The organism is Curvibacter gracilis ATCC BAA-807 (genome assembly GCF_000518645.1).
Lineage (GTDB): Bacteria > Pseudomonadota > Gammaproteobacteria > Burkholderiales > Burkholderiaceae_C > Curvibacter > Curvibacter gracilis.
Window position 1 is genome coordinate 11,806 of sequence record NZ_JADZ01000035.1, and the last position, 26,811, is coordinate 38,616.

The 26,811-nt window shown below is 68.2% G+C and carries 22 protein-coding genes; 19 read left to right on the forward strand and 3 right to left on the reverse strand.

Annotated elements, in window-relative coordinates; all coding sequences use genetic code 11:
- The first annotated feature begins 74 nt into the window (after positions 1–74).
- Both L880_RS33130 and L880_RS34505 read left to right on the forward strand, forming a co-directional pair.
- Positions 75–896, forward strand: a complete 822-nt coding sequence (locus L880_RS33130; RefSeq protein ID WP_169737794.1) for a transporter substrate-binding domain-containing protein — start codon at positions 75–77, stop codon at positions 894–896.
- Complete coding sequence (locus L880_RS34505; RefSeq protein ID WP_051443510.1) at positions 880–3,969, forward strand: bifunctional diguanylate cyclase/phosphodiesterase; 3,090 nt, start codon at positions 880–882, stop codon at positions 3,967–3,969. The genes L880_RS33130 and L880_RS34505 overlap by 17 nt, the downstream gene beginning before the upstream one ends.
- Here the strand turns inward: L880_RS34505 and L880_RS0121965 are convergent.
- Positions 3,925–4,965, reverse strand: a complete 1,041-nt coding sequence (locus L880_RS0121965; RefSeq protein WP_027477509.1) for a zinc-binding alcohol dehydrogenase family protein — start codon at positions 4,963–4,965, stop codon at positions 3,925–3,927. The two genes, L880_RS34505 and L880_RS0121965, sit on opposite strands and share 45 nt — an antisense overlap.
- Before the next feature lie 112 nt (positions 4,966–5,077).
- Between L880_RS0121965 and L880_RS0121970 the strand changes: the two genes are divergently transcribed.
- From L880_RS0121970 to L880_RS0122015, 9 genes are all read left to right on the forward strand, one after another.
- Positions 5,078–6,043: a LysR family transcriptional regulator gene (locus tag L880_RS0121970; RefSeq protein ID WP_027477510.1), complete on the forward strand. Its 966-nt coding sequence runs from the start codon at positions 5,078–5,080 to the stop codon at positions 6,041–6,043.
- Positions 6,040–6,795: an alanyl-tRNA editing protein gene (locus tag L880_RS0121975; protein WP_027477511.1), complete on the forward strand. Its 756-nt coding sequence runs from the start codon at positions 6,040–6,042 to the stop codon at positions 6,793–6,795. Before L880_RS0121970 ends, L880_RS0121975 begins: the two co-directional genes overlap by 4 nt.
- Positions 6,796–6,851: 56 nt before the next feature.
- Positions 6,852–9,128, forward strand: coding sequence for a protein-disulfide reductase DsbD family protein (locus tag L880_RS0121980; RefSeq protein WP_245615294.1), 2,277 nt, complete (start codon positions 6,852–6,854; stop codon positions 9,126–9,128).
- Positions 9,129–9,172: 44 nt separating this feature from the next.
- Entirely contained in the window at positions 9,173–9,493 is a 321-nt protein-coding gene (locus L880_RS33140) for a thioredoxin family protein (protein WP_043330235.1), read from the forward strand.
- Positions 9,494–9,605: 112 nt separating this feature from the next.
- On the forward strand, positions 9,606–9,884 hold the full coding sequence (locus tag L880_RS0121990) for a BrnT family toxin (protein WP_084461533.1): 279 nt from the start codon (positions 9,606–9,608) through the stop codon (positions 9,882–9,884).
- Entirely contained in the window at positions 9,862–10,140 is a 279-nt protein-coding gene (locus tag L880_RS0121995) for a BrnA antitoxin family protein (RefSeq protein ID WP_027477514.1), read from the forward strand. The genes L880_RS0121990 and L880_RS0121995 overlap by 23 nt, the downstream gene beginning before the upstream one ends.
- A gap of 106 nt (positions 10,141–10,246) precedes the next feature.
- Positions 10,247–11,389 (forward strand): uroporphyrinogen decarboxylase, encoded by a 1,143-nt coding sequence (gene hemE / locus L880_RS0122000; RefSeq protein ID WP_043330237.1) that lies wholly within the window; start codon positions 10,247–10,249, stop codon positions 11,387–11,389.
- 1,414 nt (positions 11,390–12,803) lie between these two features.
- Complete coding sequence (gene priA, locus L880_RS0122010; RefSeq protein WP_027477516.1) at positions 12,804–14,915, forward strand: replication restart helicase PriA; 2,112 nt, start codon at positions 12,804–12,806, stop codon at positions 14,913–14,915.
- 179 nt (positions 14,916–15,094) lie between these two features.
- Positions 15,095–15,847, forward strand: coding sequence for a M48 family metalloprotease (locus L880_RS0122015; protein WP_027477517.1), 753 nt, complete (start codon positions 15,095–15,097; stop codon positions 15,845–15,847).
- 14 nt (positions 15,848–15,861) lie between these two features.
- On the opposite strand, the gene L880_RS0122020 is transcribed toward L880_RS0122015, so the two are convergent.
- Complete coding sequence (locus L880_RS0122020; protein WP_027477518.1) at positions 15,862–16,839, reverse strand: AEC family transporter; 978 nt, start codon at positions 16,837–16,839, stop codon at positions 15,862–15,864.
- Between the two features lie 93 nt (positions 16,840–16,932).
- Entirely contained in the window at positions 16,933–17,847 is a 915-nt protein-coding gene (locus tag L880_RS0122025; RefSeq protein WP_342669191.1) for an acid phosphatase, read from the reverse strand.
- A 193-nt stretch (positions 17,848–18,040) separates the two neighbouring features.
- Between L880_RS0122025 and L880_RS0122030 the strand changes: the two genes are divergently transcribed.
- The 8 genes from L880_RS0122030 to L880_RS0122065 all read left to right on the forward strand — a co-directional run bounded on the left by L880_RS0122030 (position 18,041) and on the right by L880_RS0122065 (position 26,805).
- Positions 18,041–20,098 (forward strand): ATP-dependent helicase, encoded by a 2,058-nt coding sequence (locus L880_RS0122030; RefSeq protein WP_019577973.1) that lies wholly within the window; start codon positions 18,041–18,043, stop codon positions 20,096–20,098.
- Between the two features lie 43 nt (positions 20,099–20,141).
- A complete protein-coding gene (locus L880_RS0122035; RefSeq protein ID WP_051443511.1) occupies positions 20,142–20,633 on the forward strand; it encodes a hypothetical protein in 492 nt (163 codons plus the stop codon).
- Positions 20,630–21,883, forward strand: a complete 1,254-nt coding sequence (locus L880_RS0122040; RefSeq protein WP_027477521.1) for a phospholipase A — start codon at positions 20,630–20,632, stop codon at positions 21,881–21,883. Before L880_RS0122035 ends, L880_RS0122040 begins: the two co-directional genes overlap by 4 nt.
- 173 nt (positions 21,884–22,056) lie before the next feature.
- Positions 22,057–22,497: a hypothetical protein gene (locus L880_RS0122045; protein WP_019577976.1), complete on the forward strand. Its 441-nt coding sequence runs from the start codon at positions 22,057–22,059 to the stop codon at positions 22,495–22,497.
- A 219-nt stretch (positions 22,498–22,716) separates the two neighbouring features.
- Positions 22,717–23,373, forward strand: coding sequence for an amino acid ABC transporter permease (locus L880_RS0122050; RefSeq protein ID WP_027477522.1), 657 nt, complete (start codon positions 22,717–22,719; stop codon positions 23,371–23,373).
- Positions 23,374–23,385: 12 nt separating this feature from the next.
- Entirely contained in the window at positions 23,386–24,036 is a 651-nt protein-coding gene (locus L880_RS0122055) for an amino acid ABC transporter permease (RefSeq protein WP_027477523.1), read from the forward strand.
- 49 nt (positions 24,037–24,085) lie between these two features.
- Positions 24,086–24,850: an amino acid ABC transporter ATP-binding protein gene (locus L880_RS0122060; RefSeq protein ID WP_019577979.1), complete on the forward strand. Its 765-nt coding sequence runs from the start codon at positions 24,086–24,088 to the stop codon at positions 24,848–24,850.
- Between the two features lie 218 nt (positions 24,851–25,068).
- On the forward strand, positions 25,069–26,805 hold the full coding sequence (locus L880_RS0122065) for a methyl-accepting chemotaxis protein (RefSeq protein ID WP_027477524.1): 1,737 nt from the start codon (positions 25,069–25,071) through the stop codon (positions 26,803–26,805).
- Positions 26,806–26,811 lie beyond the last annotated feature (6 nt).

Below are 26,811 nucleotides of genomic sequence, written 5' to 3' on the forward strand. Positions count from 1 at the left end.
TTCAAAAAAATCATCATCCAGGCGGCCGTTTGCTGGCTGGGCTGTGCCATGTCTTTCTGAGCTGGGCGCTGCTGATGCTGGCTCAGCCTGGCTGGGCCGGCGAAGCCTTTCGCCTGCGCTTCGCGCCTGAAAAGGACTACGGACCGTTCATCTACCTGACCGACGAGGGACAGGTGGAAGGCCTGTCGGCCGACTTCCTGACGGCCATGGCGGCCCATGGCGAACTCCAGATCGACACCCTGCCAGCCCAACCCCTGGCATCCATCCTGGAGGCGGCCCGGCAAGGGCAGGTCGACCTGATCTCCTCGCTGCGCCCCACCCCGGAGCGGGCCGAGTTTCTGGGCTTCACCCGCCCCTATGTCACGGTGCCCGCGGTGCTGGTCACCCTGCCCAGCCGGGACCCCCAGTCGCTGAGCGACTTCCGTGGCCGGCCTGTGGCCGTGGGCCGTGGCTATGCCGTGGAAACCTTTGTGCGCGAAAAGTACCCCGAGGTGCAATGGACGCCGGTGGACGACGACAGCGAAGGCCTGCGCCTGCTGCGTTCGGGCCAGGTGGGGGCGGTGGTGGCCGATGTGGCGAGCGTGCATTTTGCGGCCGACCGGCTGGGGCTGCGCGGGATTCAGGTGAACGCGGCCATCGGCTTCGAATACCCGCTGAGTTTCGCCTTTCCCAAGTCCCGGCCGGACATCGGGCGGGTGCTGGAGGAGAGCCTGCGCCGCCTTCCGGAAACCCGGCGCCAGTCACTGCGTCAACGCTGGCTCGACGGGCGTCAGCAAAGCAGCGACGACCCGCGCGCGGTGTGGCTGCGCCGAGTGGGGCTGGGCCTGGCGGCGGTGGCCGTGCTCGGCCTGGTGGTGACCCAGATGCGCAGGAGCCCGGATGCCGACGCCACCTGAGCCCGACATCTCCGCCTTCAGCGAGCTGGAGCCCGAGCCCTCCGGCCCGCCGGCAGGGCGCTACAGCCTGTGGGGTGCCGCCCTCTCAGGCGCCCTGCTGTATGCCCTGCTGGCCGCCATGAGCATTGCCTTGTCTCGTCTGCCGGGCAGCGTGGCCACCTTGTGGTTTGCCAACATGGCCGGTGCCTTGCAGGTGGCGCGCCGACCGGCGCGTGAAGCCTGGGTGCTGCTGCCCGCGCTGATCCTGGGCAACCTGGGCGCCAATCTGCTGCTGGTGGAAGACTGGCATGCCGCCGTGGCCTTTGTGCTGCCCAACCTGATCGAAGTGGGCCTGGCAGCGCAGGCGCTGCGCCGGGTGAAGGGCGACATCGATCTGTTGAGCAGCCCGGCACGCCTGCTGCTGATCCTGCTGAACGCGGGCCTGGTGCCGGCGCTGGTGGGCGCCACCCTGGGAGCGGCCATGCTGGCCGGCAGCACGTCGGCCACGTTCGGCTTCCTGTGGCCGCGCTGGCTGGAGGGCAGCCTGATCGGCGCCATCTCCATGCTGCCGCTCATGCTGTTCGTGCTGATGCATGGCCTGCGCACTCTTTGGCGCCAGGTGTGCACCCTCGAAAACGGCTCGCTGCTGCTGCTGAGCGCGGCCGTGGCCCTGGTGGTGCCGGTGAGCGTGCCCTTTCCCTTTGTCTACATCACCCTGCCCCTGGCCCTGGCCGCCCTGCGGGGTGGCTTTGCGGTGACGGCCAGTGCCTGCCTGCTGGTGTCGGTGCTGACAGGGGCTCAGATCGGCCTGGGCCTGTTGATCCCACCGCCCACCACCTTGCACTGGGAGCATGTGCTGTTCTACCTGCCCATCCTGGCCGTGGTGGTGCCCCCCACCTTGCTGGCCAGTGCCATGGAGGGCTACCGTCGCAGCCTGCGCGAACTGCGCAGCAGCGAACGCCGGCTGCGCACCCTGTACAGCCACACCCCGGCGCTGATGATGTCCTTTCTGCCCGACGGGCGCCTGCTGAGTGTGAGCGATCTCTGGCTCCACAAGCTCGGGCGCTCAGGGCCCGAAGTGCTGGGCCAGCCCTTCACCGATTTCATGCCGGCCGAATCGGCCCAGCACATCCAGGCCCATGTGCTGCCCGAGCTGCTGCAGCGTGGCCAGTGCCGGGACGTGGCCTGCCGCTGGGTCACCGGCCGGGGCGAGCTGATCGAATCGCGCCTGTCGGCCGTGTGGGAGCGCAACGCGCGCGGCCAGGCCACGCGCGCGCTGGCGGTGATCGAGGATGTGACCGAGAACCAGCGTCTGGCCCATTTCGCGGCCCAGCGCGAGTTCATCGAAGTGACCCTGCACTCCATCGGCGACGGGGTGGTGGCCTGCGATGCCGAAGGCCGCATCCAGTACCTCAACCCCGTGGCCGAAGCCTTGCTGGGCGTGCAGCGCCAGAGCGCGCTGGGGCATGCCTTCGACCAGACCCTGGTGCTGCTCGACCCCGAAACCCGCTTGCGCATCGACAACCCGGTGCTGCGCTGCCTGCGCACCGGCCGCGGCTCCGGCCTGCCCCGCGAAGCGCTGATGCGTGGCCTGTCGGGGCAACACCACCCGATCCAGCACGCGGTGTCGCCCATCTTCGACCCGCACGGCCAGTTGCGTGGCGCCGTGATGGTGTTCCAGGACGTGCGCGAAGCCCGTGCGCTGGAGCAGCGCATGGCCCACCTGGCCCACCACGACGCCCTGACCGACCTGCCCAACCGCGTGCTGCTGCAAGACCGCATCCAGCAGGCCTGCGAGCGCAGCCGCCGCGAGGGCGGGGGCTTTGGCGTGATGTTCCTTGACCTGGACCACTTCAAGCACGTCAACGACTCGCTGGGCCACGCCGCAGGGGACGAGCTGCTGCGCGAAATGGCGCGTCGCCTCAAGACCACACTGCGCACCTGCGACACCATCTGCCGCCTGGGTGGCGACGAGTTCGTCATGCTGATCGGCGATATCCAGAGCCCGCAAGACCTGAGCGCCGTGGCCGAGAAGGTGCTGACCGAAGTGGCCCGCCCCTGTCTGATCGCGGGGCGCGACATGAACATGTCGGTCAGCCTGGGCCTGGCGCTGTTCCCCGCCGATGGCGAGAACGTGGAACTGCTCATGAAGCATGCCGACACCGCCATGTACCGTGCCAAGCGGGAGGGGCGCAACCGCTACCACTTCTTCTCGCGGGCACTGGACGAGGCCGCCACCGTGCGCCTGCAGCTGGAGCAGGACATCCGCCGGGGCATTGCAGAGCGCGAATTCATCGTGCACTACCAGCCCCTGGTGCGGGCCCGCGATGGCGCGGTGATCGGGGCCGAAGCCCTGGTGCGCTGGCAGCGCGGGCCTGAGGCGTGCTGGGGCCCGGGGCAATTCATCCCGGTGGCCGAAGAAAGCGGCCTGATCGTGGCACTGGGCGAACAGGTGCTGGAGCAGGCCTGCGCCCAATTGCGCCAATGGCAGGACCTGGGCCTGCCGGTGCAGCGCCTGTGCGTCAATGTCTCGCCGCTGCAGTTTGCTGCGCCGGGCTTTGTCGAGCAGGTGCTGGCCCAGGCCGGCCGCCACCACATCAACCCGGCCCTGCTGGAGCTTGAGATCACCGAGGCGTCCCTGATGAGCCACCCCGAGCAGACCCGCGAGGCCCTGCAACGGCTGAAGGCGGTGGGCGTGAAAGCGGCGCTGGATGACTTCGGCACCGGCTACTCCAGCCTGGGCTACCTGCGGCAGTTCCCGGTCGACACACTCAAGGTCGACCGCTCTTTTGTGGCCGAACTGCAGCAGGACGCCGGCAACCAGCAACTGGTGGCCGCCATCGTGGCCATGGCCGCCACCCTGAAGCTGCACGTGGTGGCCGAGGGCGTGGAAACCCAGGCCCAGGCCGCCCTGCTGGCCGACATGGGCTGCGACACCCTGCAGGGCTTTCTGTTCGCCCGCCCCATGCCCGCCGCCGCCATGAGCTCCTGGCTGGGCCGACGCTGGCCCACCGAGACGCCAGCCACCGAGCCCCAGCGGGCCCCGGGATCAGGCCCAGCCCTGCAACACGACCTTGCCGCGGGCGCGCCCTGATTCCACGTGGGCATGGGCCCGGCGCAGGTTGGCCGCATTGATGGGCCCCATGTTTTCGCCTTCGGTGCTGCGCAACTGGCCGGCATCGACCAACTCGGCCACGCGGCTGAGCAGGCGGTGCTGCTCGATCTGGTCGGGCGTGCCGAAGCGGCTGCGCGCAAACATCATCTCCCAATGCAGGCTCAGGCACTTGGGCTTGAGGGCCATCACATCGAGTTCGCCCGGCGCCAGCTCATCGATCAAGCCCAGCCGACCCTGGGGCGCCAGCAGCTCGACCAGTTGCGGGAAATAGTCGCCGGTGTGGGTCAGCGAAGCCACCAGCGGCACCTCGGTATGGCCCAGCGCCTGCAACTGCGGGAGCAGGGGCTGGCCATGGTCGATCACGGCATGGGCCCCCAGGGCCTCGCACCACTGGCGCGTCTCGGGGCGCGACGCGGTGGCCACCACGGTCAGGGCCGTGAGCCGACGGGCCAGCTGCAGCAGGATGGAGCCCACCCCGCCGCCGGCGCCCAGCACCAGCAGGGTCTGCCCGGCGCCGCCTTGCCCATCGGCCTGCAGCGGCACCCCCAGGCGATCGAACAGCAGCTCCCAGGCGGTGATGGCCGTCAGCGGCAAGGCGGCGGCCTGGGCGTCGCTGAGGCTGGCGGGCGCCCGCGCGGCGATGCGCTCGTCCACCAGCTGCCGCTCGGCATTGCTGCCGGGGCGGGTGATGCTGCCCGCATACCAGACCCGCTCACCGGGCTGGAACAAGGTGACCGCCGGGCCCACGGCCAGCACCGTGCCCACCGCATCCCAGCCCAGCACCTCGGCCTGGCCGGGGGCCGGGGCGCGGCTGCGCCGCACCTTGGTGTCCACCGGGTTGACCGACACGGCCGACACGGCCACCAGCAGATCGTGCGGCGCCAGGCTCTGCGCCTGCGGGGCGGGCAACTGCAGATCGAGCAGCGACTCGGGGTGGTCGATGGGCAAGGCCTGGTGGTAGCCCACGGCTTTCATGAGGGGGGAAGAGGTCATGGCATGCGTCCTTCTGACAAAAAGAGTAATGAAGGGGAGAATCTAGGCCTGCATATTCATTTGATAAACCACCCATAAACAGCATCAGTTTCAAATGAAACTTGAAAATATCGACGAGCTGCGCGTGGCCCTGGCCTGTGCCGACACGGGCAGCCTGACGCGCAGCGCACAGCGCCTGCACATCACACCTGCGGCGGCCAGTGCCGCCCTCAAGAAGCTGGAGTCGCGCCTGGGCGTGCGCCTGTTCGAGCGCAGCACACGCAGCATGCGCATCACGCCGGGGGGTGAGCTGTTCTGCCAGTACGCCCGCCGCGCCCTGGACCTGCTCGACGAGGGCCAGGCCCAGTTGCACGACGATGGGGCCCAGTTGGTGGGCACCATCCGCCTGGCGGCCTCCAGCGACCTGACGCGGCGCGTGTTGCTCGACTGGCTGGACGACTTTCTGCAGGACCACCCGGCGGTCGAGCTGCAACTGGCCGTCAGCGACACCTTGACCGACGTGGTGCGCGACCAGGTCGACCTGGCCCTGCGCTACGGCGAGCTGGACGACTCGCGCCTGGTGGCCCGCCGCTTGCTGACCACCCGGCGGGTGGTGTGCGCCGCCCCCGCCTACCTGGCCCGCCACGGCACCCCGCAACACCCCAGCGAACTGGCGCAGCACGAATGCCTGAGCTTCATGATCCGCGGCCGGCGGGTGCTGCAGTGGCCGTTTGAACGCAACGACGGGCAGGAATCACTGACGGTGCGCGTGCAGGGCCGGCGCAGCGCAGACGACGCCGAGATCGCCCACCGCTGGGCCCTGGCGGGCCACGGCATCCTGTGCAAGAGCGAGATCGATGTGCACGCCCACCTGGCCAGTGGCGCCCTGGTGCGCCTGCTGCCCGACTGGCAGGGCATCACCATGCCGCTGCATGCGGTGCTGCCCAGCAACCGCTTTGTGCCGGCCCGGGTGCGGGCGCTGGTCGACACCCTGGCCCGGCGCTTCGAGGCCTCGGGCATGGGCCTGCCCGGCCCCTTGGCGCACACGGGTGGGCCCGCTTCGCTACCATCGAGCCCATGACCCAAGACCTGTTCCGCCAAGATGCCCGGCTGCGCGAATGCAGCGCCCACGTGACCGCCCTGACCGACGCCGGCGTGGTGCTGGACCGCAGCGTGTTCTACCCCCTGGGCGGCGGCCAGGCCGGTGACGCCGGGCAGCTGCTGCTGGCCGACGGCAGCGCGCTGCACATCATCGACACCCGCAAGGCCAAGGACGAACAGGGCCAGCCCACCGCCGACATCGTGCATGTGCCAGCCCCCGGGCAGGAGGCCGTGCTGGCCCGGCTGCAGCCGGGCAGCGAGCTCACGGCGCGCATCGACTGGGAGCGCCGCCACCGCCTGATGCGCTTTCACACCGCCACCCACCTGCTGTGTCACCTGGTGGCGCAACCGGTGAACGGCTGCTCGATCACGCCCGACTATGCCCGGCTCGACTTCCACATGACCGAGCCCCTGGACAAGGACACCCTGAGCGCCGGCCTGGCGCGCCTGGTGGCGGCGGCGCTGCCGGTGACGGTGGGCGCCATCAGCGATGCCGAGCTGGACGCCAACCCCGAGCTGGTCAAAAGCATGTCGGTGCAGCCCCCGCGGGGCAGCGGCCAGGTGCGCACCATCGCTATTGCGGCCCTGCCCGGCAGCACGGAGCTGGTCGATCTGCAGCCCTGCGGCGGCACCCACGTGGCCAACACCGCCGAGATCGGCGCCCTGGTGGTGACCAAGATCGAGAAGAAAAGCGCCAACTCACGCCGGGTGGTGCTGGGGTTTGCAGCGTGAGGCAGCAGCCCCCGATCGGCGGAACTTCGGCCACGGCGCCCGCTCCCAGAGCGGCCATGTCCTTTTTACATCCCACGCTCCGCGCCTTGCGCTCCTGGCGGCTGACCACGGCCCTGCTGGGCGCGGCCAGCCTGCTGCTGCCCGCCACCGCCCCGGCCCAGATCGAACTGCGCACCGGCGCCGGGGCCGGCCGGCCGGCCTTGTCCAGCCCGGCCGCGCCGCCCAGCAGCGTCAGCACCCCGCGCGTGCGGGCCGAGTTGCTGGCCCTGGCGCCGCAAGGCGTGGGTCCGGGCCAGCCGCTGTGGCTGGGCCTGCAGATCACCCACCAGCCCGAATGGCACACCTACTGGAAGAACCCCGGCGACTCCGGCCTGCCCACCCAGTTGAGCTGGCAGTTGCCCGCCGGCCTGAGCGCCGGCGAGATCGCCTGGCCCGTGCCGCACAAGATCCGCATCGGCGCCCTGGCCAACCTGGGCTACGAAGGCACGGTGCTGCTGCCGGTGCCCGTGACCGTGGCGCCGGGCTGGACCGCGGCCTCGGGCACGCTGCCGATCCGCCTCAAGGCCAGCTGGCTGGTGTGCCGCCAGGAATGCATTCCTGAAGAGGCCGAACTGGGGCTGGACCTGCCGGTGGGCAGCTCCACCGCGGCCAGCCTGCCCGCATTCGAGGCCGCGCGGGCCGCCCAGCCCCAGGCCCTGGCCGGTGCACTGGCCAGCCAGAGTGCCGCCCAGGTGTCGGCCGATGGCCTGAGCCTGCGCATTGCCGGCCTGCCGGCGGCCTGGCGCGGCCAGCCCCTGAACCTGTACCCTGAAACCCCGGAGCTGCTCGACATCGCCGCCCCGGCCGAGTCGCGCTGGGACGGCGATACCTGGGTCACCCGGGTGCCCCTGTCGGCCCAGCGCAGCGGCCAAGCCAGCCAGATCGCGGTGGTGCTGCAACGCGAAGGCACGGCCCTGCCGGCCTGGCGGGTCGAACTGCCGGTGCGCGGCGACTGGCCGGCCACGCCGGTGGCCGGCAAGGTCGAGGTCTCGCCCGCACTGAGCGCCGCGCTGGCGGCCAACCAGGCCGCGACCCAGGCAGCGCCCGCCACCGAAAGCGGCACGGGCTCTGCCTGGCTGCCGGCCCTGCTGGGCGCCTTGCTGGGGGGGCTGATCCTGAACCTGATGCCCTGCGTGTTCCCGGTGCTGGCCATCAAACTGCTGGGCTTTTCGCGCCACAGCGGCGAGCACGGTGCCCGCCACCTGCGCCTGCAGGGCCTGGCCTACACCGGCGGGGTGGTGCTGTCTTTTCTGGCCCTGGGGGCGCTGATGCTGGCCTTGCGCGCGGGCGGTGCCCAGCTGGGTTGGGGCTTTCAGCTGCAGTCGCCCGGCGTGGTGGCGGCACTGGCGGCCCTGTTCACCCTGGTCGGGCTGAACCTGGCAGGCGTGTTCGAGTTCGGCGCCTGGCTGCCCAGCGGGCTGGCCGGCGTGCAGGCGCGCCACCCGGTCATTGACGCCGGCCTGTCGGGCGTGCTGGCCGTGGCCATCGCCTCGCCCTGCACCGCGCCCTTCATGGGCGCCTCGCTGGGCTTTGCCGTGGCGCTGCCCGCCGCCGAGGCGCTGGCCATCTTCGCCGCCCTGGGCCTGGGCATGGCCCTGCCCTACCTGGCGGTGGCCCTGGTGCCCGGTCTGAGCCACGGCCTGGCGCGGCGCCTGCCCCGCCCCGGCCCCTGGATGGTGGTGTTTCGCCAGTTGATGGCCTTCCCCATGTTCGGCACCGTGGCCTGGCTGGTCTGGGTGCTGGGCCAGCAAAGCGGCATCGACGGCGCGGGCGCCCTGCTGGCCCTGCTGGTGGCCCTGAGCGCCACCGTCTGGGCGCTGACGCTGCGCCACCGCGCCCGGCGGGTGCTGGGTGCCGCTTTTGCCGCCTTGCTGCTGTGGCTGGGCTGGAGCCTGGGGCCCCAGGTGACCCACCTGGCCGAAGCGACCGGCAACAGCGCCCAGGCCGATACGACCTGGACGCCCTGGTCCGAAGCCCAGGTACAGACCCTGGTGGCCCAAGGCCGGCCGGTGTTCATCGACTTCACCGCCGCCTGGTGCGTGACCTGCCAGGTCAACAAGCGCAGCACACTGTCCAATCCGGCCTTGCTGGCCGACATGGCTCAGAACAAAGTCGCCTTGCTGCGCGCCGACTGGACACGGCAGGACCCGGCCATCACCACCGCCTTGCGTGCCCTGGGCCGCAGCGGCGTGCCTGTTTACGTGGCCTACCGGCCGGGCCAGCCGCCCCAGGTGCTGTCCGAGCTGCTGAGCGTGCGCGACGTGCGCCAGGCCCTGAACCTGCCGGGCCCCTGAGCGGCCCGGCCCCTTGCCACAGAACGGCCCCAGAACGGAAGACCATGCCCGCCTTTCCACTCTATGAACCCGAAGCCCCCTCGCGCGCCGAGGTCGAAGCCCTGCCTGGGCGCACCCTGCTGCAGTTCGGCACCGACTGGTGCGGCCACTGCCGCGCCGCCCAGGTGCCGGTGACCGAAGCCCTGGCCGCCCACCCCGGGCTGCGCCACCTGCTGGTGGAAGACGGCCCTGGCCGCCCGCTGGGCCGCGCCTACGGCGTCAAGCTGTGGCCGACGCTGATCCTGCTGATCGATGGCCAGGAAAAGGCCAGGCTGGTGCGCCCGACCGAGACAGCCGCGGTGCTGCAGTGGCTGGCCACTGACTAAGCCCCGTAACCCACCTGAAGGCCCAGGGTGAACAAGGCGATGCCCCGTGACCGACGACATCTTTTTGTTACAACAAAATAAAGATTGAAGCCGGCAAATCCACCATCCTAAAATGGTGGACCTTGAATACGACCCCCGCAAAAACGAAGCCAACATCCGGCTGCGCGGCCTCTCGTTTGAGCTGGTGAGCCAGTTCGATTTCGAGTCCTCGCTGACCTGGCGTGACACGCGCCAGCCCTACCCTGAAACGCGCTACATCGCTCTGGGCCTGATCGGTGCACGAACCCATGTGGTGGTGTACTCCGAGACGAAGCGGGGCATCCGGGTGATCAGTTTGCGCAAGGCCAACTTCAGAGAGCAAAGTCGCTATGAGCAAGAAGCCCCATCCTGAGATGACCGACGCCGACAATCCGGCCTGGACAGAGGCCATGTTCAAGCAGGCTGTGCGCATGGACGACCTGCCCGACAGCCTGCGCGACAAGCTCAGGCGCCCCCCCCGCGGCCCTCAGAAAGCACCGCGCAAAGTCTCCACCACCATTCGACTGTCACCTGAGGTGGTGGCCGCTTTCCGGGCGGCAGGCGATGGCTGGCAAACCCGCATCGATCAAGCCCTCAAAGAGTGGCTGAAGATGCACCCACAGGTTTGAATGCCTGCGTTTCACGGTCGCATCAACGCATCGAAATTGATCCAGGGCAAGAAACCCTGGCCCCCAGCGTTACAGCCGGAACGCACGGTGCTGCGACAATCCAGGGATGAGCACCTCCGCCGCCCCCCACCCAGCCGCCAGCCGCTTCGCGCCGCTGCAAAACGACACCTTTCTGCGCGCCTGCTGGCGCCAGGCCACCGACCACACCCCGCTGTGGCTGATGCGTCAGGCCGGCCGTTACTTGCCCGAGTACTGCGCCACCCGGGCTCGGGCCGGCAGCTTCATGGGCCTGGCCACCAACACCGATTTCGCCACCGAGGTCACGCTGCAGCCATTGGAGCGCTATGCGCTGGACGCGGCCATCCTGTTCTCTGACATCCTGACCGTGCCCGATGCCATGGGCCTGGGCCTGTCCTTCGCCCAGGGCGAGGGCCCGCGCTTTGCCACCCCGGTGCGTGACGAGGCCGCCGTGGCGGCCCTGCAGGTGCCCGACATGGACAAGCTGCGCTACGTGTTCGACGCCGTCACCAGCATCCGCCACGCCCTGAAGGGCCGGGTGCCGCTGATCGGCTTCTCGGGCAGCCCCTGGACGCTGGCCTGCTACATGGTCGAAGGCAAGGGCAGCGATGACTACCGCCTGGTCAAGACCATGCTGTACAGCCGCCCCGACCTCATGCACCGCATGCTCGAGGTCAACGCCGATGCCGTGGCCACCTACCTGAACGCCCAGATCGAGGCCGGCGCCCAGGCGGTGATGATTTTTGACAGCTGGGGTGGCGTGCTGGCCGATGGCGCCTTCCAGCAGTTCAGCCTGGCCTACACGGCCCGCGTGCTGCAGCAACTCAAGCGCGAACATGAGGGCGTGGCCATTCCGCGCATCGTGTTCACCAAGGGCGGCGGCCAGTGGCTGGAGGCCATGTCGGCCCTGGACTGCGAGGTGCTGGGCCTGGATTGGACGGTCAACCTGGGCCAGGCGCGCGCCCGCGTGGGCGGTGCCGTGGGTGGCCCGGGCAAGGCCTTGCAGGGCAACATCGACCCCAACGTGCTGTTCGCCCCGCCGCAGCAGATTGCACAAGAGGTGGCCCGCGTGCTCGACAGCTTCGGCACCCCGCACCTGGACCCGCTGACCACCGGCCCCACCCACATCTTCAACCTGGGCCACGGCATCAGCCAGTACACCCCGCCCGAACACGTGAGCGCCCTGGTCGAGGCCGTGCACACCCACTCACGGCGCCAGCGCGGGCTCTGAAGCCTGCGCGCGCACCCTGAAACGCCCGGTCCGGGCGTTTTTTTTCGCCTTGGCATGAGCCGCTGGAACAAGCCTGAACAGCCTCGTCAAGCCTCTTATGCACAAATCATCTGATGCACCGCAACACATGGGCAGCGCGGTCGCTCGCACCGCAGGCATCTGCAAGTTGTTGATTCATATGGATTTTATGGATTGCCAATTTTGCAGGCAACCTAAGCAAAGCCTTGTGGCACAAGGGTTTTGACGGTTCACGAACGGGATATCAACAAAGTTATCCACAGGTTCTGTGAATTTTTGTTAAAACCACCATCTGACAAGCACTTAGCGCCGTGTTTTCAAGCCTGACCTCAGCAATGGCGATGGTCGGCGAACGAACCTCGGTCTGCCAGACCTCCACTTCCCAAGACGAGCGCCAAGACAAGCCGCCTGGAGAACTGCAAAAGACCTGGCCGTCAAGCACTTATGCACAAAATATCTGATGCATCGCAACACGCTGCCCGTCCTGGAACCACCCCACACGGATTCCCTAAGTCGTTGATTCATAAGGATTTTGCGTTTTGCCGATTTTGTGGGCAGCGTAAGCAAACCCTTGTGCCACAAGGGTTTGCGGCGCTCGAGGGGCGGATATCAACAAAGTTATCCACAGCTTCTGTGAACACCTGAAAAACCCCTTTTGGCATCAAGCACTTAGCGCTGTTTTCTCGGCCCAGGATGAACTGAACGGAGCGGATTGACCGACAGTCGGAAAGTCTCGCGCCTGTTTCCACAGGGCCAATCCATCGGCCGCCCTTGACACAGGGCAGGCTCCGAAACTTGTGCACAGCAGCAAGCCACCCCCAGGCTTGGCCTGAAGAGGGTCGGTTTTCACAATCCACGTTTTCATGCATTTCCAAGCTATTGATTTCATTGAACTTTTCAAAGTGCCCAATTAACAGGCAAGCTGTTGAAAGCCTTGTGGGACAAGGCTTTGGCATGGCTGGCGACAGGCTATCCCCAAAGTTATCCACAGAAAACCGGTGCTCTTCTGAAAAGTACAAGCAAATCAAGCACTTGCGGACGAGTCGTGAGGCCTCGGCTGATGCGGACAAGTCTGTGGACAGTTGGCGCGGCCTTGGGGACAAGTCTTGTTGGCACGAAAGTGCGTTCGCTGGTCGAAGTTATGCACAAAACTGGGGCACCTGCCCGGCCATGAAAAACACCGCTTCTGGGCCGCTTGAAAATACGGCTAAGTCCTTGTCCGCATTCAATTTGCGAGCGGCCATGGCGGCAGAGGCCGCCGCCCGCGCGAGCGGCCCAGGCCAAGCCCGGTGGCCCTGCGCGAGCATCTGTCAACAAACTTATCCACAGATGACACAGGCGTTCCAAGCCGGGGGCTGGGTCGGGCACCCGGCGCACTGACGCACAATCCAACCCCATGACCCACCGGATTGCCGTCGTGGTCCAGACGCCGGCCCACAGCGGCCTCTCGGGGCCCCTCACCTACCTGAGCCCGGAGCCCGTGGCCCCGGGCACCCTGGTGCGCGTGCCCCTGGGCAAGCGCGAGACCCTGGGCGTGGTCTGGCCGGTGCCTGAAGCCGAGCTGGACAGCGCCGGGGTGGCCGAACGCCAGATCGCCGGCGTGCTGGGCGGCCTGCCGCCCCTGGGCCAGGCCTGGATGCGGCTGGTGAGCTTTTCGGCCCGGTACTACCAGCGCTCGCTCGGCGAAGTGGCGTTGGCTGCCCTGCCCCCTCAACTGCGGGAGCTGGGCCCCGAACAGTTGGCGCGCCGGCTCAAGCGCCAACCGGTGGCGGCCGACAGTGCTGACACCCAGGCCAGCGCGGTGGCCTTGCCCGAATTGACGGCCGAGCAGTTGGAGGTGACCCGGGCCATTGAAGAGGGCAGCGGCCCCTTCCTGCTGTTTGGCGCCACCGGCAGCGGCAAGACCGAGGTCTACCTGCGCAGCGTGCAGGCCCTGCTGGAGCGCGACCCCACGGCCCAGGCCCTGGTGATGGTGCCCGAGATCAACCTGACGCCGCAGCTGGAAGAGCGCTTCCAGGCCCGCTTTGCGCCGCACTGGGGCCCGCAGGCGGTGGTCTCGATGCACAGCGGCATGACCAACCCGCAGCGCCTCAAGAGCTGGCTGGCCGCACATGGCGGCGCGGCGCGCATCGTGCTGGGCACGCGCATGGCCATCTTCGCCTCGCTGCCGGGCCTGCGCCTGATCATCGTGGACGAGGAGCACGACCCCAGCTACAAGCAGCAGGAGGGGGCCCGCTACTCGGCGCGCGACCTGGCGGTGTACCGCGCCCAGCAGGAAGGCGCCAAGGTGCTGCTGGGCTCGGCCACGCCCTCGCTCGAGAGCTGGCACCACAGCCGCCCGGCCGCCGAAGGCGGGCGCTACCAGCGCCTGCTGATGCCCACACGGGTGGGTGCCGCAGCCGCGGCCGGCCTGCCCCGGGTGTGCCGGGTGGACATGAACCGCCAGCCCCGGGGCAGTGTCTTCTCGGCACCACTGAGTGCCGCCCTGCGCGAGCGGGTGGCCCGCGGCGAGCAGGTGATGATCTTCTTGAACCGGCGCGGCTACTCGCCCGTGCTGCACTGCCGCGACTGCGGCTGGAAGAGCGAATGCCCGCACTGCAGCGCGTTTCGCGTCTTCCACAAGATCGACCGCACCCTGCGCTGCCACCACTGCGGCTTCACCCAGCCCGTGCCCCGCGCCTGCCCCGAGTGCGGCAACCTGGACATCTCGCCGCTGGGCCGGGGCACCGAACAGCTCGAAGAGCAGTTGGCCGAATTGTTCGAAGGCACGCTGCGGCCCGACGGCCAGCCGGTGCGCATCGCCCGCATCGATGCCGACAGCACCCGGGCCAAGGGCGCCCTGGAGTCGCAACTGGCCCAGGTGCACACCGGCGAGGTCGACGTGCTGGTGGGCACACAGATGATTGCCAAGGGGCACGACTTCCGCCGCGTCACCCTGGTGGCGGCCATCAACCCCGACGGCGCCCTGTTCTCCAGCGACTTCCGGGCGCCCGAGCGCCTATTTGCCCTGCTGATGCAGGCGGGCGGACGGGCCGGCCGCGACGCCGCCTTCGTGAGCGCACAAAACAGCGAAGGTGAGATGTGGGTGCAGACCTTCCACCCCGACCACCCGCTGTTCGAAGCCCTGAAGCGGCACGACTACCCGGCCTTTGCCGCGCAACAACTGCGCGAGCGCGAGCAGGCCGGCATGCCGCCTTTCTCTTTCCAGGCCCTGGTGCGCGCCGAGGCGCGCAGCCAGGACGTGGCCCAGGCCTTTCTGAATGCCGCCAGCGCTGCCGGTGAGGCCCTGCCCGGGGCCGAGCAGGTGTTCCGCTTTCCGGCCGTGCCCATGACGGTGCAGCGTGTGGCCAACATCGAGCGGGCCCAGATGCTCATAGAGTCGGATTCGCGCGCCGCGCTGCAGCGCTTTCTGGCCGCCTGGCAGGGCGTGCTGCACGCCACCCGCAGCCAGCCCGAGCACAAGGGCCTGATCCGCTGGGCCATCGATGTCGACCCGCTCATGATCTGAGCCTCTCGCGCCCGAAGCTGCGCCACTGGTGCCGTCGGCCTGGTTACAAAGCTCTCAAAGCGAAAGATCAAAGGACGGCGGCCGCCCCCTGGCTCGACACTGCGCAGGCTTTGCAAGGCCCGGGGAAGGGCCCTGGGTCTTCATGCAGAGCGAGCAAGTACAAACAGGGAGCACATTCCATGAAAAACCGTTTCTGGCCCAGCGCCACGCTGGCCGCCGCACTGAGCCTCACCGTCAGCCTGGCCCACGCCTTCGACCTCGGGAGCGCCGTCAGCGCCGCCGGCAAGGGCCTCAAGGCCGCCACCCTGAGCGACGCCGAAGTGGCCGATGTGGCGCGCCAGGTCAGCGCATCAGAGGACAAGCGCAACAAGGTGGCGGCCGCCGGCTCGTCGTATGCGGCCCGGCTGGACCGGCTGGCCGCAGGCCTGAAAAGCGAAGACGGCCTGAAGCTCAACTTCAAGGTCTACCTCAACCCCGAGGTGAATGCCTTTGCCATGGCCGATGGCACCGTGCGGGTGTACAGCGGCTTGATGGACAAGATGAATGACAACGAACTGCGCTTTGTCGTCGGCCACGAAATCGCGCACGTGAAGCTGGGCCACAGCAAAAAGGCCTTGCAGGCCGCCTATGCGGCCTCTGCGGCACGCGATGCGGCCGCCGCCTCCAGCAATACGGCGGTCGCCGTGCTCAGCCAGTCGGCGCTGGGGGATCTGGCCGAAAAGCTGATTCACGCGCAATTCTCACAAAGCCAGGAAAGCGATGCCGATGCGTACTCGGTCCGCTTCATGCAAAAGCACCAATACGACACCCAGGCCGCCAGCAGCGCACTGCGCAAACTGCAAGACCTGGGCGGCGGTGAGAAGAGCATGTTCTCCAGCCACCCGGCCCCGGGCGAGCGGGCCAAACAGGTGGAGTCTCAGCTGAAGGGTTGAGGCGGCTCTCGCGCTCAGCGCAGCCAGGCCACGGCAGCCGGAAAGCTGACAAAGGCCACCACCGTCGACAGCAGGATGATGCGCGCCACGCGCCCCGTGTCGGCGCCAAAGCGCTCGGTCAGCATGGACACATTGCTGGCGCTGGGCAAGGCCGCCAGCAAGACCACCACGGTCAAGGCGAAGGGGTCCAGCGGCAAGCCGGCGGCCATGGCGGCGCGGCCGGCACCCCACACCAGCAGAGGGTGCAGCACCAGCTTGTACAGCGCAATGCGCGGCACATCGCCCCAGCCCCGGGGGCTCGCGGCCTGGCGCGAGGGCAGCATCTGCGAACGCGCCAGCACCGCGCCCATGGTGAACAGGGCCACGGGCGAGGCCGCATCGGCCAGCAGCGAGACGGTTTTCTGCAGCGGCGCCGGCAGGCTGAAGCCCAGCACCGAGGCCAGCCCACCCAGCAAAATGGACCAAGGCATGGGGTTGGCGGCCACCCCGCGCAAGGCATTGCGCAAGGCCTGCGCCACGCCATGCTGGCCGGCCCCGTCCAGGCGCGACAAGGCAATGCACAACGAAGAGGTGAAGACCATGTCGGCCACCAGCGTGACGATGGTGGGCCCCACCACCTGCGCCCCCAGCAGAGCCACCAGCAAGGGCACGCCCATGAAGCCGGTGTTGGGAAACGCCGCCACCAGGGCGCCGAAGGCGGTGTCGTTCCAGCCCGGCCGGTTGGCTGCCGGCCCGCGGCGGGTGGTGAGCACGGTCAGCCCCACCAGCGCCAGCGAGCACAGCAGGTAGACCCCGAACAGCGTGGCGTCCAGCATCTGGGCAATCGGGGTGCTGGCCCCGAAGCGGTACAGCATGCAAGGCAGGGCAAAGAACAACACAAAGCCGTTCAGCCCGCCAATGGCCTCCAGCGGCAGCATGCGCCGGCGCGCCGCCACATAGCCACACAGGACCAGGGCAAAGAACGGAAAGGTGACTTGCAGAATCGAGAGCACGGCAAAACGCTTTCAGCCGGCAGCCCGGCAGGGGGTGCCGGGCGGACCCCCAACCTCGGCAAGCGGCCTATTCTGCCGGCTTTGCGGACAGGCTCAAGGCTTCAGCGCCAAGGCCTGGGATTCGGCGGCGCAGTCACGGGCCAGGGGCGGCGCGGCCTGGCGCAAGGCCGCCACCTCGGCCGCCGCACGCTTCCATTGGGCCTGGTAGACCGGATCGGCCTGCAGCCGTGCCACCACCGCGGCCGCCACGACACGGCCGTTGTCCACATCGCTTTGCCAATGCGCGCCGCAGATCATGCGGCTTTGGCCAAAGGCATAACCCCGGGCCAGCAAGGCGTCGGTGCGCTCCGGCATCAGGCTGGTGAGCACCAGGGCCCAGGCCCAGCCGATGGCCGTGTGGCCCGAGGGGTAGGAGCCATCGCTGCGCAACGCGGTCTCGTCGTCCGGGGTGCAAGTGCCGGTGTTGTTGACCACGAAGGGGCGCTGGCGCTGGTAGAACACCTTGGCCTTGTAGGTGCTCAGCCCGGCGTCGGCAAAACTGCGCTGCATCAGCGTGGTCAGGTGGGGGGTGAGCTGGGGGTCGAACTCAAAGCCCGTGGTGCAGGCAAAGGCGTTGGCCGAGGCCGGGAATTTCAGATTGGCATCCTGCCGCGCCAGCGCACCGCGCGGCCCCTGGGCCAGGGCGCGGGTGTTTTCAAACGCGGCCTGATCGGCCTGGGCCGCCGCCGAGCCCGGTGCGGGCGGCGCCGGCAGCAGGGCCAGGCTGTCAGGGTATTGCGCAGCCGACAGGTAGCCGCGCATCACGCCCGAGCCAGGGCGGGTTTCACCCACCTCGGCCAGGGTGGTGGGCGGCTCGGACGGATCATTGGCTGAGCCGGCGTGGCTGCCACCGCAGCCGCTCAGGAACAGGGGCGAGGCGAGTGCCGCCCCCAGGGCCAGCACAACCGGACAGGAGCGTGGGGCAAGCCCACGGGGGGCGGGATGGAGGTGACGAGTGGGCAAGGGCATGGGTGTTGTCTCCGGATCGCAAGCGTTGTGAACGGAGCCGGCCTCGGCAGGCAGGTACCGGCTCCCGGGCCGGCCAGCGCGCCGGCGCCAGCCGGGGCCCCACCAGCGTGCGCTGGCCGGTGCCGGTATCATTGCGGGCCCCGCTGGCCACCCCGCCGCTCATCAGCCTGTCACAGGCGCCTTCCATCACCCCATGTCTGCCGGTCTGAATTTCGCCCAACTTGAAGCTGTGAACTACCTCCAGGGCCCCTGCCTGGTGTTGGCAGGCGCCGGCTCGGGCAAGACACGGGTGATCACGATGAAGATCGCGCGCCTGATCGAGGCGGGCATGCCCCCGAAGCGCATCGCGGCCATCACCTTCACCAACAAGGCCGCGGCCGAAATGCGCGAGCGGGCCAAGGGCCTGATCGGGCGCAATGCCAAAGACCTGGTGATCTGCACCTTCCACGCGCTGGGCGTGCGCCTGATGCGCGAAGACGGCCAGGCCCTGGGCCTGAAGCCGCAGTTCAGCATCCTGGACGCCGATGACGTGACCGGCATCCTGAAAGACTGCGGCGGCAGCCCCGACATGGCCACGGCGCGCCAGTGGCAATGGACCATCAGTGCCTGGAAGAACCAGGGCATGAACTCGGCCGATGCCATGGCCCAGGCCGAGAACGACCACGAGCGGGTGATCGCCGAGATCATGGCGCGCTATGAAGAACGCCTGACGGCCTACCAGAGCGTCGACTTCGACGACCTGATCGGCATGCCCTTGAAGCTGTTGCGCGACTTCCCCGAGGTACGCGAGAAATGGCAGAACACCCTGGGCCATGTGCTGGTGGACGAATACCAGGACACCAATGCCACCCAGTACGAGGTGCTCAAGGCCCTGGTGGGCGAACGCGCGCGCTTCACCGCGGTGGGCGACGACGACCAGTCGATCTACGGCTGGCGCGGTGCCACGCTGGACAACCTGCGCAAGCTGCCGATCGATTTTCCGCAGCTCAAGGTGATCAAGCTGGAGCAGAACTACCGCTCCACCTCGGCCATCCTGCGCGCGGCCAACAACGTGATCCAGCCCAACCCCAAGCTGTTTCCCAAGACCCTGTTCTCGGAGCTGGGCGAGGGCGAGCCGGTGCGCGTGGTCGACGCCGACAACGAAGAGCACGAGGCCGAGCGCGCCGTGGCCCGCATCCAGAGCCTGCGCGCCACCTCGCAATGGAAGAACCTGAAGGATTTCGCCATCCTGTACCGCGCCAACCACCAGGCGCGCATGTTCGAGCAGGCGCTGCGCCGTGCGCAGATCCCGTACAAGGTGTCGGGCGGCCAAAGCTTTTTTGACCGGGCCGAAATCAAGGACCTGTGCGCCTGGTTCCGGCTGTGGATCAACAACGACGACAACCCCGCCTTCCTGCGCTCCATCACCACGCCCAAGCGCGGCATCGGCCACACCACGCTGGCCCAGTTGGGGGTGTATGCCGACCAGTACAAGCTGAGCCTGTTCGAGTCGCTGTTCAGCTCATCGCTGCAGAACGTGCTGCCGGCGCGGGCGTCGGCGGGGCTGCAGGAGTTCGGCCGCTACGTGAACGACCTGGAATACCGGGCCAAGCAGACGCTGGGCGCCGAAGATGCACGCGCCTTCCTCAACGAGTTCCTCAAAGAGATCGGTTACGAGCAGCATCTGTACGACAACGAGGACAGCGAGAAGGCCGCAGCCACCCGCTGGACCAACGTGATGGAGTTCTGCGACTGGATGGCCGGGCGCTGCGGTGGCCAGATCGACGACACCGCGGGCGTGACCACCAGCACCGAGAAAAAGAACCTGCTGGAGGTGGCGCAGACGATTGCCCTGCTGTCGACCATCAGCGACCGCGAACAGGAGCAGGACGTGGTGACGCTGTCCACCCTGCACGCCTCCAAGGGCCTGGAGTGGCCGCATGTGATGCTGGTGGGCGTGAACGAGAACATCCTGCCCTTCAAGATGGACCAGGAGCCCGGCAGCGCCGAGAGCGGTGAAAGCCTGGCGCTGCGCCTGCAGGAAGAACGCCGCCTGATGTATGTGGGCATCACCCGCGCCCAGCGCACGCTGGCGGTGAGCTGGACGCGCCGGCGCAAGAAGGGCCGCGAAATGGTCGCCGCCCTGCCCAGCCGATTCATCGCCGAAATGGCCCTGGACCAGAAGACCGTGAAGGAAGACCCGCGCGAGAAGCTCAAGGCCTTGCGCGCCGAATTCGCCAAGCGGGCGGCGGCCGGCGCCGCACCCACCTGAACCGCGCCCCCCGGTCTACCGGGCCCGACGCACTGACACTGCCATGCTCCGACCCTCCAGCCCCCTGAAAAAGCTGCTCCTGCTGGCCGCCCTGAGCGGGGGCCTGCAGGCCCTGGCCGCCGATGCCCCGGCACCGGCCCAAGCCGCCACCGCGACACCCCAGGCACTCACGGCCCCCCAGGCCGCGCCCTGCCCTCAGCCCGATGAGCTGCAGGCGGCGGATCTGTACGGCCTGTGGCGGGCCGAGTTCGAACCCCAGGCCACCCCGGCCACCGTGCTGCTGGAGCGCCACCCCGATCTGGCCGGCAGCGTGCGGGGCGTGCTGCAGCGCGAGGGCGTGCGGGCCTGGGTCAGCGGCGACGTGGACAATGGCGACTTCACGCTCGAAGAGTCCGCCAACGGGCGCAACATCTCGGCCACCTGGCTGGGCGAAGTCAGCCCCGAGAGCTGCGGACGTGAAATCAAAGGCACATGGACCTCCGAAACACAGCCCCAGAAACCGCTGCGCTTTGTGCTGCGCAAGGTGGCCCGATGAAACCATCCGTCTATTCCATCCGCCGGGCCGTGGCCCAGGTGTCGGCTCTGGCCTTCATGACGCTGGCTGGCCCGCTGCTGGCACAGGTGGCGCCGGCCCCTGCAGCCGCCAGCGCCGTCACCGGTTGGCAGGCCTGCAAGGCCCTGGCCCACGACCCGGCAGCACGACTGGCCTGCTTTGACGACTGGGCCGAGCAACGCACGGCCCCCAGCCCCACCGTGGCGGCCAAGCCGACTCAGCCAACCGACGGGGGCAGCAGCCCGGCCGCGCCGCTGCGCGAGCTCACGGTGTCGCCCGGGGCGCTGGCCAGCCAGCAGCCGAGCACCCGCCCCGTGGACACCACCCTGCCGGCCACGCGCATCATCACCGTGGGCAGCGAAGCCGGCTGCCACGACCCGCAATACTCGGAGCTGTCGCGCTTCTGGGAGCTGGAGGCGGGCAGCGACTGCGGCACCTTCGGCATCCGGGGCTACCGCCCGATCAGCCTGTCGGTGATTGCCTCGGACAGCGTCAACACCCAGCCCAGTTCGCCCAGCGAAGGCCACACCCAGACCACGGCCATCGACTACCGCCGCACCGAGACCCGGCTGCAGCTGTCGGTGCGCACCAAGATCGCCCAAGGCCTGCTGACCCAGGGCCACCCCACACTGAAAGACTCGCTGTGGTTCGGCTACACCCAGCAGTCGTACTGGCAGCTGTTCAGCCCCGAGATCTCGCGCCCGTTCCGCACCACCGACCACGAGCCCGAGCTGGTGTACGTGTACCCGACCACCCTGGCCCTGCCCGGCGGCTGGCGGCTGCGCTACAACGGGCTGGGCCTGGTGCACCAGTCCAACGGCCAAAGCCTGCCACTGTCGCGCAGCTGGAACCGCTATTACTGGATGGCGGGCGCCGAGCTGGACTCGCGCTGGCGGCTGCAGGGGCGGCTGTGGCGACGCATCTCGGAGAGCGCGGCCAATGACGACAACCCCGGCATCAGCAACTACATCGGGCGCGGTGAGTTGTCGCTGGCCTGGAACAAGGACCTGGACAACACCCTGATCGCCACGGCACGGCACTCGCTGGGCTCGCAGGCCCGGGGCTCGGTGCGCCTGGAATGGCTCAAGGCCCTGGGCAACGGCCCGGCCACCGGTGGGCACAGCGGGCTGCGCCTGCACACCCAGCTATTCAGCGGCTACGGCGACAGCCTGGTCGATTACAACCGGCGCCGCGTGGTGTTCAGCGTGGGCCTGAGCCTGGTGGACTTCTGAGGCAGATCAAGGCATGGTGACCGTCAGCCCCGCGAAGGGCTGACTGGTGTACGCTTGCGCGCCAGCCGGTGCCCCCCCTGGATACGGGGTGTTGTTACGGGGGTGTTTTACCGGCCTTTTCCAACCATCAAACCGAAGCGCACACACCACAATCAGATCAAGAGGACAAACCGATGGATCTGCAATACCAACTCAAAGCCGGCAGCTACTATCTGTACGACATGAAGGAGCCGCCCAGCCCGTACACGGGTGAACGGCGCTTCCGCCTGAAGACGGACACCGTGGCCATCGCCTTTGACCGCAGCACCGGCGAGCTGCACCAGCATGGCAACCCGACGCGCATCCAGTCGTGGGCCACCGGTGCCCGGCGACGCCTGCGGGCCGCGGGGGCGATCGACATCGCCAACGACATCGTGGTGGTGTCGGGCCCGCTGCCGGTGGAAGAGATCAACAAGTGCCTGGGCATCAGCGGCTATTGCCGTCGGCTGTTCCACCGCCTGCATGCCCTGCCCCACGGCAAGTTCCCCAAGGCCACGCCGCCCCGGCAAGGCCCCTTCAGCCAGCAACAATCGGCCTACGGTGCCTCCTCGGCAGGCCGCCGCCCCACGCATTGAATTGACGGCCCGGGGTGGATGCCCCCGGTTGACGAACCCGAGGGCGACCATCCGGTGCCAGCCCACCACCCCAGCAGGGAACCAGGCCTAGCATGCATCTTGCTTAGGCTGTGGCATGCCCACCCCTTCCCTTCCGTACAAGGCACGGCCGAGCCTCCAGGCTGGCTGCACTGAAGCCCCTTCGGGCCGGCCAACAGGCCGGCATGCGAGGGTGCCATCATGATCCTGGACTTCTCCATCGTCCTGGCGCAATGGCCCCTGTTGCTCAAAGGCCTGGCGCTGACCTGCCTGTTGACCCTGCTCACCGCCCCTCTGGGAGTGGCCCTGGGCGTGCTGTGCGCCTGGCTGCGCGTGCAGGGTCCGGCCTGGCTGCGTGCTGTGGTGGCCGCCTATGTGGAGTTGGTGCGCAACACGCCCTTCATCATCCAGCTGTTCTTTGTCTTTTTCGGGCTGCCTTCGCTGGGCCTGCGCCTGTCGCCCGAAGTGGCCAGCGCGCTGGCCATGGTGCTGAACCTGGGCGCCTATGCCAGCGAGATCGCGCGCGCTGGCATCGAGGCCACGCCCCAGGGGCAGATCGAGGCCGCACTGAGCCTGGCCATGAGCCGCTGGCAGATCTTCACCCGGGTGGTGCTGCCGCCGGCACTGGCCCGTGTCTGGCCGGCGCTGGTGAGCCAGATGATCATCGTGATGCTGGGCTCCTCGGTGTGCGGACAGATCTCGACCGAGGAGTTCTCGTTTGCCGCCAACCTGATCGCCAGCCGCACTTTCCGCAACTTCGAGGCCTACATCCTGGTCACCGGGGCCTACCTGGCCCTGGCGGTGGCCCTGCGCCGCCTGCTGAACTGGTTCGGGCCGCGTTTCATCTTTGGCCGCTGAGGAGTCGCTGCGATGGTTGAATTTTCTCTGTGGGACATCGCCCGGCACCTGCTGCTGGCCCTGCGCTGGACGGCCGGCCTGTCACTGATCGCCTTCGTCGGCGGCGGTGCGGTCGGGCTGGCCCTGCTGGTGGCACGCACCGCGCGCTGGCCTGGGGCCCAGCGCGGCGTGGCCCTGTATGTGCAGCTGTTTCAGGGCACCCCGCTGCTGATGCAGCTGTTTCTGACCTACTTCGGCCTGGCCATGCTGGGCGTGGAGACCACCCCGCTGACCGCCGCCTCGCTGTGCCTGACGCTGTACGCCAGTGCCTACCTGACCGAGATCTGGCGCGGCTACGTGGAGTCGATCCCGCGCGGGCAATGGGAGGCCTCGGCCAGCCTGGCCATGAACTTTGGCGAGCAGTTGCGCCATGTGATCCTGCCGCAGGCCGCTCGCCTGGCGATTGCCCCCACCGTGGGCTTTCTGGTGCAGGTGATCAAGGGCACGGCCCTGGCCTCGGTGATCGGCTTTGTGGAAGTGACCAAGGCCGGCCAGATGATCGCCAATGCCACCTACCAACCGTTTCTGGTCTACAGCTGCGTGGGCCTGATGTACTTCGTGCTGTGCTTTCCGCTGTCGTGGTGGAGCCGGCGCATCGAGCGCGCCCTGCGCCCCCAACGCTGAGTTCTGCCCCCTTCTACCGCACCCAGCCGCCCCCGACCGGAACCCCGCCATGACCCAGCCTGAGCCCGCCACCCCCAGCACCCTGCCCCTGATCGACATCCGCGGCCTGCGCAAACGCTACGGCGACAACGAGGTGCTCAAAGGCATCGACCTGCAGATCCACCGCCGCGAGGTGGTGTGCATCATCGGCAAAAGCGGCTCGGGCAAAAGCACGCTGCTGCGCTGCATCAACGGCCTGGAGGTGTTTCAGGAAGGCGCGCTGACCGTGCACGGCCAACCCCTGCAGCCCGACAACGCCCAGGCCATGCGCGAGCTGCGCCAGAACGTGGGCATGATCTTCCAGAGCTTCAACCTGTTCCCCCACCTGAGCGCCGGGCGCAACGTGATGTTGGCCCCCACCCTGGTCAAAAGCCTGCCGCAGGCCGAGGCCCGCCGCCGGGCCGAGCAGTTGCTGGAGCGCGTGGGCCTGGGCAGCAAGTTCGACAGCCTGCCCGAGCAGTTGTCCGGCGGTCAGCAGCAGCGCGTGGCCATTGCGCGCGCGCTGGCCATGGACCCTGAGGTGCTGCTGTGCGACGAGGTGACCTCCGCCCTGGACCCCGAGCTGGTGGGCGAGGTGCTGCAGGTGGTGGAAAGCCTGGCCGAACAGGGCATGACCCTGGTGATGGTCACGCACGAGATGAACTTTGCCCGCAAGGTCAGTGATCGCATCATCTTCATGCACCAGGGCAAGGTGCATGAGGAGGGCCCACCCGAGGCCTTGTTCAGCCAGCCGGCCACACCCGAGCTGCGCCAGTTCCTGTCGGCCATGGCTTGATCGGCGCCCTGCAAGCCTTGTCCTGCGGCCTCCGTCCTGACCGACCGGCATCTGGCGCTTGCCAACGGTCGGAAACCATGTCACAAACACAGCAAGCATTGAAACTTTTTGATACGAAAGCGCGGCATTCGCCTCGCTTTCCGTGACGGGTGCTTCGGCCCTGAAAGAGCACCCGGGTTCTGTCCGTGTCCGTGTTCATTTCGCGATCGGAGTTGTCAATGAAGTTGTCCGACCTGAGGATTGGCGCCAAGCTGGGCGCCGCATTCGCCACCATCGTCGTGATGACGATGGCCCTGGGTATTTTTGCCTGGAGCCAGTTGGGCGCCATCAACAACAACGTGGTCGACCTGGCCAGCAACTGGCTGCCCTCGATCCGGGTGCTGGGCGAGATCCAGGACACGCTGGGCCAGATCCGCCGGGCAGAAGGCCAGCACGTGATCGCCACCGCGGCCGAAGACAAGAAGGCCCAGGAAGAACGAACGCGCAAACTGGTGCAGTTGCTGGGCGAGCAGGAAAAGCGTTACGAGGCGATGCTGACGCCCCCTGAGAAACCGATCTACGCCGATTACCAGCAGCACCGGCAGGCCTATCTGGCCAGCTCGGAAAAACTGGCCGCCCTGTCCGCCCAGGGCGAGGAGAAATTGCCCGATACCCGGGCTTATTTCAATGGCGAGGCCCGCAGCACCATGCAGGCCACGTTTGCCGACGTTCAGAAGTTGGCCGAGCTCAACCTGAAAGGTGCTGATGACTCGTTCCGCCGCTCGCAGGAGCGCTATGCGCAGACCCTGGTCTGGGTGGCGGCGGCCGTGGCCCTGTCGCTGGTGCTGGCGGTGGTGCTGGGGCTGTTGCTGACCCGGGCCATCGTGCGCCCCCTGGCCCAGGCGGTGAGCGTGGCCGAGCACCTGGCCGCCGGCGACCTGACGGTGGCGGTCGATGTGTCAGGCAAGGACGAAACCGGCCTGCTGCTCAAAGCCATGGCGCACATGCGGGACCAGTTCAGCCTGATCGTGCAACGGGTGCGCAGCAATGCCGAAGGGGTGTCCAGCGCCAGCGCCGAAATCGCCATGGGCAACCAGGACCTGTCCAACCGCACCGAGCAGCAGGCCAGCGCTTTGGAACAGACGGCGGCCTCGATGGAAGAACTGAACGCCACCGTGAAGCACAACGCCGACAACGCACGCGGCGCCAATCAACTGGCTCAGAGCGCCTCCCACGTGGCCACCCAGGGCGGGCAGGTGGTGTCGGAGGTGGTCGACACCATGCGCGGCATCAACGACAGCTCCCGCCGCATCTCCGACATCATCAGCGTGATCGACGGCATCGCCTTCCAGACCAACATCCTGGCCCTGAACGCCGCGGTGGAGGCAGCCCGGGCCGGTGAGCAAGGGCGTGGCTTTGCCGTGGTGGCCAGCGAGGTGCGCAGCCTGGCCGGCCGCTCGGCCGAAGCCGCCAAGGAGATCAAGGCCTTGATCTCAGACAGCGTGGAGCGCGTGGGGCACGGCAGCACCCTGGTCGACAAGGCTGGCGCCACCATGGCCGATGTGGTGAGCTCGATCCGCCGGGTGACCGACATCGTGGGTGAGATCAGCGCCGCCAGCACCGAGCAGAGCTCGGGCGTGGCCCAGGTGGGCGAGGCCATCACCCACATGGACCAGGCCACCCAGCAGAACGCCGCCATGGTGGAAGAGATGTCGGCCGCCGCCAATGCCTTGCGCACCCAGGCTGCCGAGCTGGTGGAGGCGGTGGCCCAGTTCAAGATCACCAGCGACCAGACACGCGCCAAAACGGCCCCCCAGCCTCAGGCCGCCCCCACCAGCCCGCGACCGGTCAGCCGGGGCCCGGCCGTGGCCAAGCTGATTCAGACCAAAGCCCCGGCCTCTTCCGCCGTGCCCGCATCGGCACCATCGCCCGCGCTCAGCCACAGCAAAGGCAACGATGACTGGGAGAGCTTCTGAAGAACC

What these genes read in the sequence shown, in the direction of transcription:
- L880_RS33130 (WP_169737794.1), top strand. Translation starts at nt 75, where the DNA reads ATGCTGGCTCAGCCTGGCTGGGCCGGCGAAGCCTTTCGCCTGCGCTTC.
- L880_RS34505 (WP_051443510.1), top strand. Translation starts at nt 880, where the DNA reads ATGCCGACGCCACCTGAGCCCGACATCTCCGCCTTCAGCGAGCTGGAG.
- L880_RS0121965 (WP_027477509.1), bottom strand. Translation starts at nt 4,965, where the DNA reads ATGAAAGCCGTGGGCTACCACCAGGCCTTGCCCATCGACCACCCCGAG.
- L880_RS0121970 (WP_027477510.1), top strand. Translation starts at nt 5,078, where the DNA reads ATGAAACTTGAAAATATCGACGAGCTGCGCGTGGCCCTGGCCTGTGCC.
- L880_RS0121975 (WP_027477511.1), top strand. Translation starts at nt 6,040, where the DNA reads ATGACCCAAGACCTGTTCCGCCAAGATGCCCGGCTGCGCGAATGCAGC.
- L880_RS0121980 (WP_245615294.1), top strand. Translation starts at nt 6,852, where the DNA reads ATGTCCTTTTTACATCCCACGCTCCGCGCCTTGCGCTCCTGGCGGCTG.
- L880_RS33140 (WP_043330235.1), top strand. Translation starts at nt 9,173, where the DNA reads ATGCCCGCCTTTCCACTCTATGAACCCGAAGCCCCCTCGCGCGCCGAG.
- L880_RS0121990 (WP_084461533.1), top strand. Translation starts at nt 9,606, where the DNA reads ATGGTGGACCTTGAATACGACCCCCGCAAAAACGAAGCCAACATCCGG.
- L880_RS0121995 (WP_027477514.1), top strand. Translation starts at nt 9,862, where the DNA reads ATGAGCAAGAAGCCCCATCCTGAGATGACCGACGCCGACAATCCGGCC.
- hemE (WP_043330237.1), top strand. Translation starts at nt 10,247, where the DNA reads ATGAGCACCTCCGCCGCCCCCCACCCAGCCGCCAGCCGCTTCGCGCCG.
- priA (WP_027477516.1), top strand. Translation starts at nt 12,804, where the DNA reads ATGACCCACCGGATTGCCGTCGTGGTCCAGACGCCGGCCCACAGCGGC.
- L880_RS0122015 (WP_027477517.1), top strand. Translation starts at nt 15,095, where the DNA reads ATGAAAAACCGTTTCTGGCCCAGCGCCACGCTGGCCGCCGCACTGAGC.
- L880_RS0122025 (WP_342669191.1), bottom strand. Translation starts at nt 17,847, where the DNA reads ATGCCCTTGCCCACTCGTCACCTCCATCCCGCCCCCCGTGGGCTTGCC.
- L880_RS0122030 (WP_019577973.1), top strand. Translation starts at nt 18,041, where the DNA reads ATGTCTGCCGGTCTGAATTTCGCCCAACTTGAAGCTGTGAACTACCTC.
- L880_RS0122035 (WP_051443511.1), top strand. Translation starts at nt 20,142, where the DNA reads ATGCTCCGACCCTCCAGCCCCCTGAAAAAGCTGCTCCTGCTGGCCGCC.
- L880_RS0122040 (WP_027477521.1), top strand. Translation starts at nt 20,630, where the DNA reads ATGAAACCATCCGTCTATTCCATCCGCCGGGCCGTGGCCCAGGTGTCG.
- L880_RS0122045 (WP_019577976.1), top strand. Translation starts at nt 22,057, where the DNA reads ATGGATCTGCAATACCAACTCAAAGCCGGCAGCTACTATCTGTACGAC.
- L880_RS0122050 (WP_027477522.1), top strand. Translation starts at nt 22,717, where the DNA reads ATGATCCTGGACTTCTCCATCGTCCTGGCGCAATGGCCCCTGTTGCTC.
- L880_RS0122055 (WP_027477523.1), top strand. Translation starts at nt 23,386, where the DNA reads ATGGTTGAATTTTCTCTGTGGGACATCGCCCGGCACCTGCTGCTGGCC.
- L880_RS0122060 (WP_019577979.1), top strand. Translation starts at nt 24,086, where the DNA reads ATGACCCAGCCTGAGCCCGCCACCCCCAGCACCCTGCCCCTGATCGAC.
- L880_RS0122065 (WP_027477524.1), top strand. Translation starts at nt 25,069, where the DNA reads ATGAAGTTGTCCGACCTGAGGATTGGCGCCAAGCTGGGCGCCGCATTC.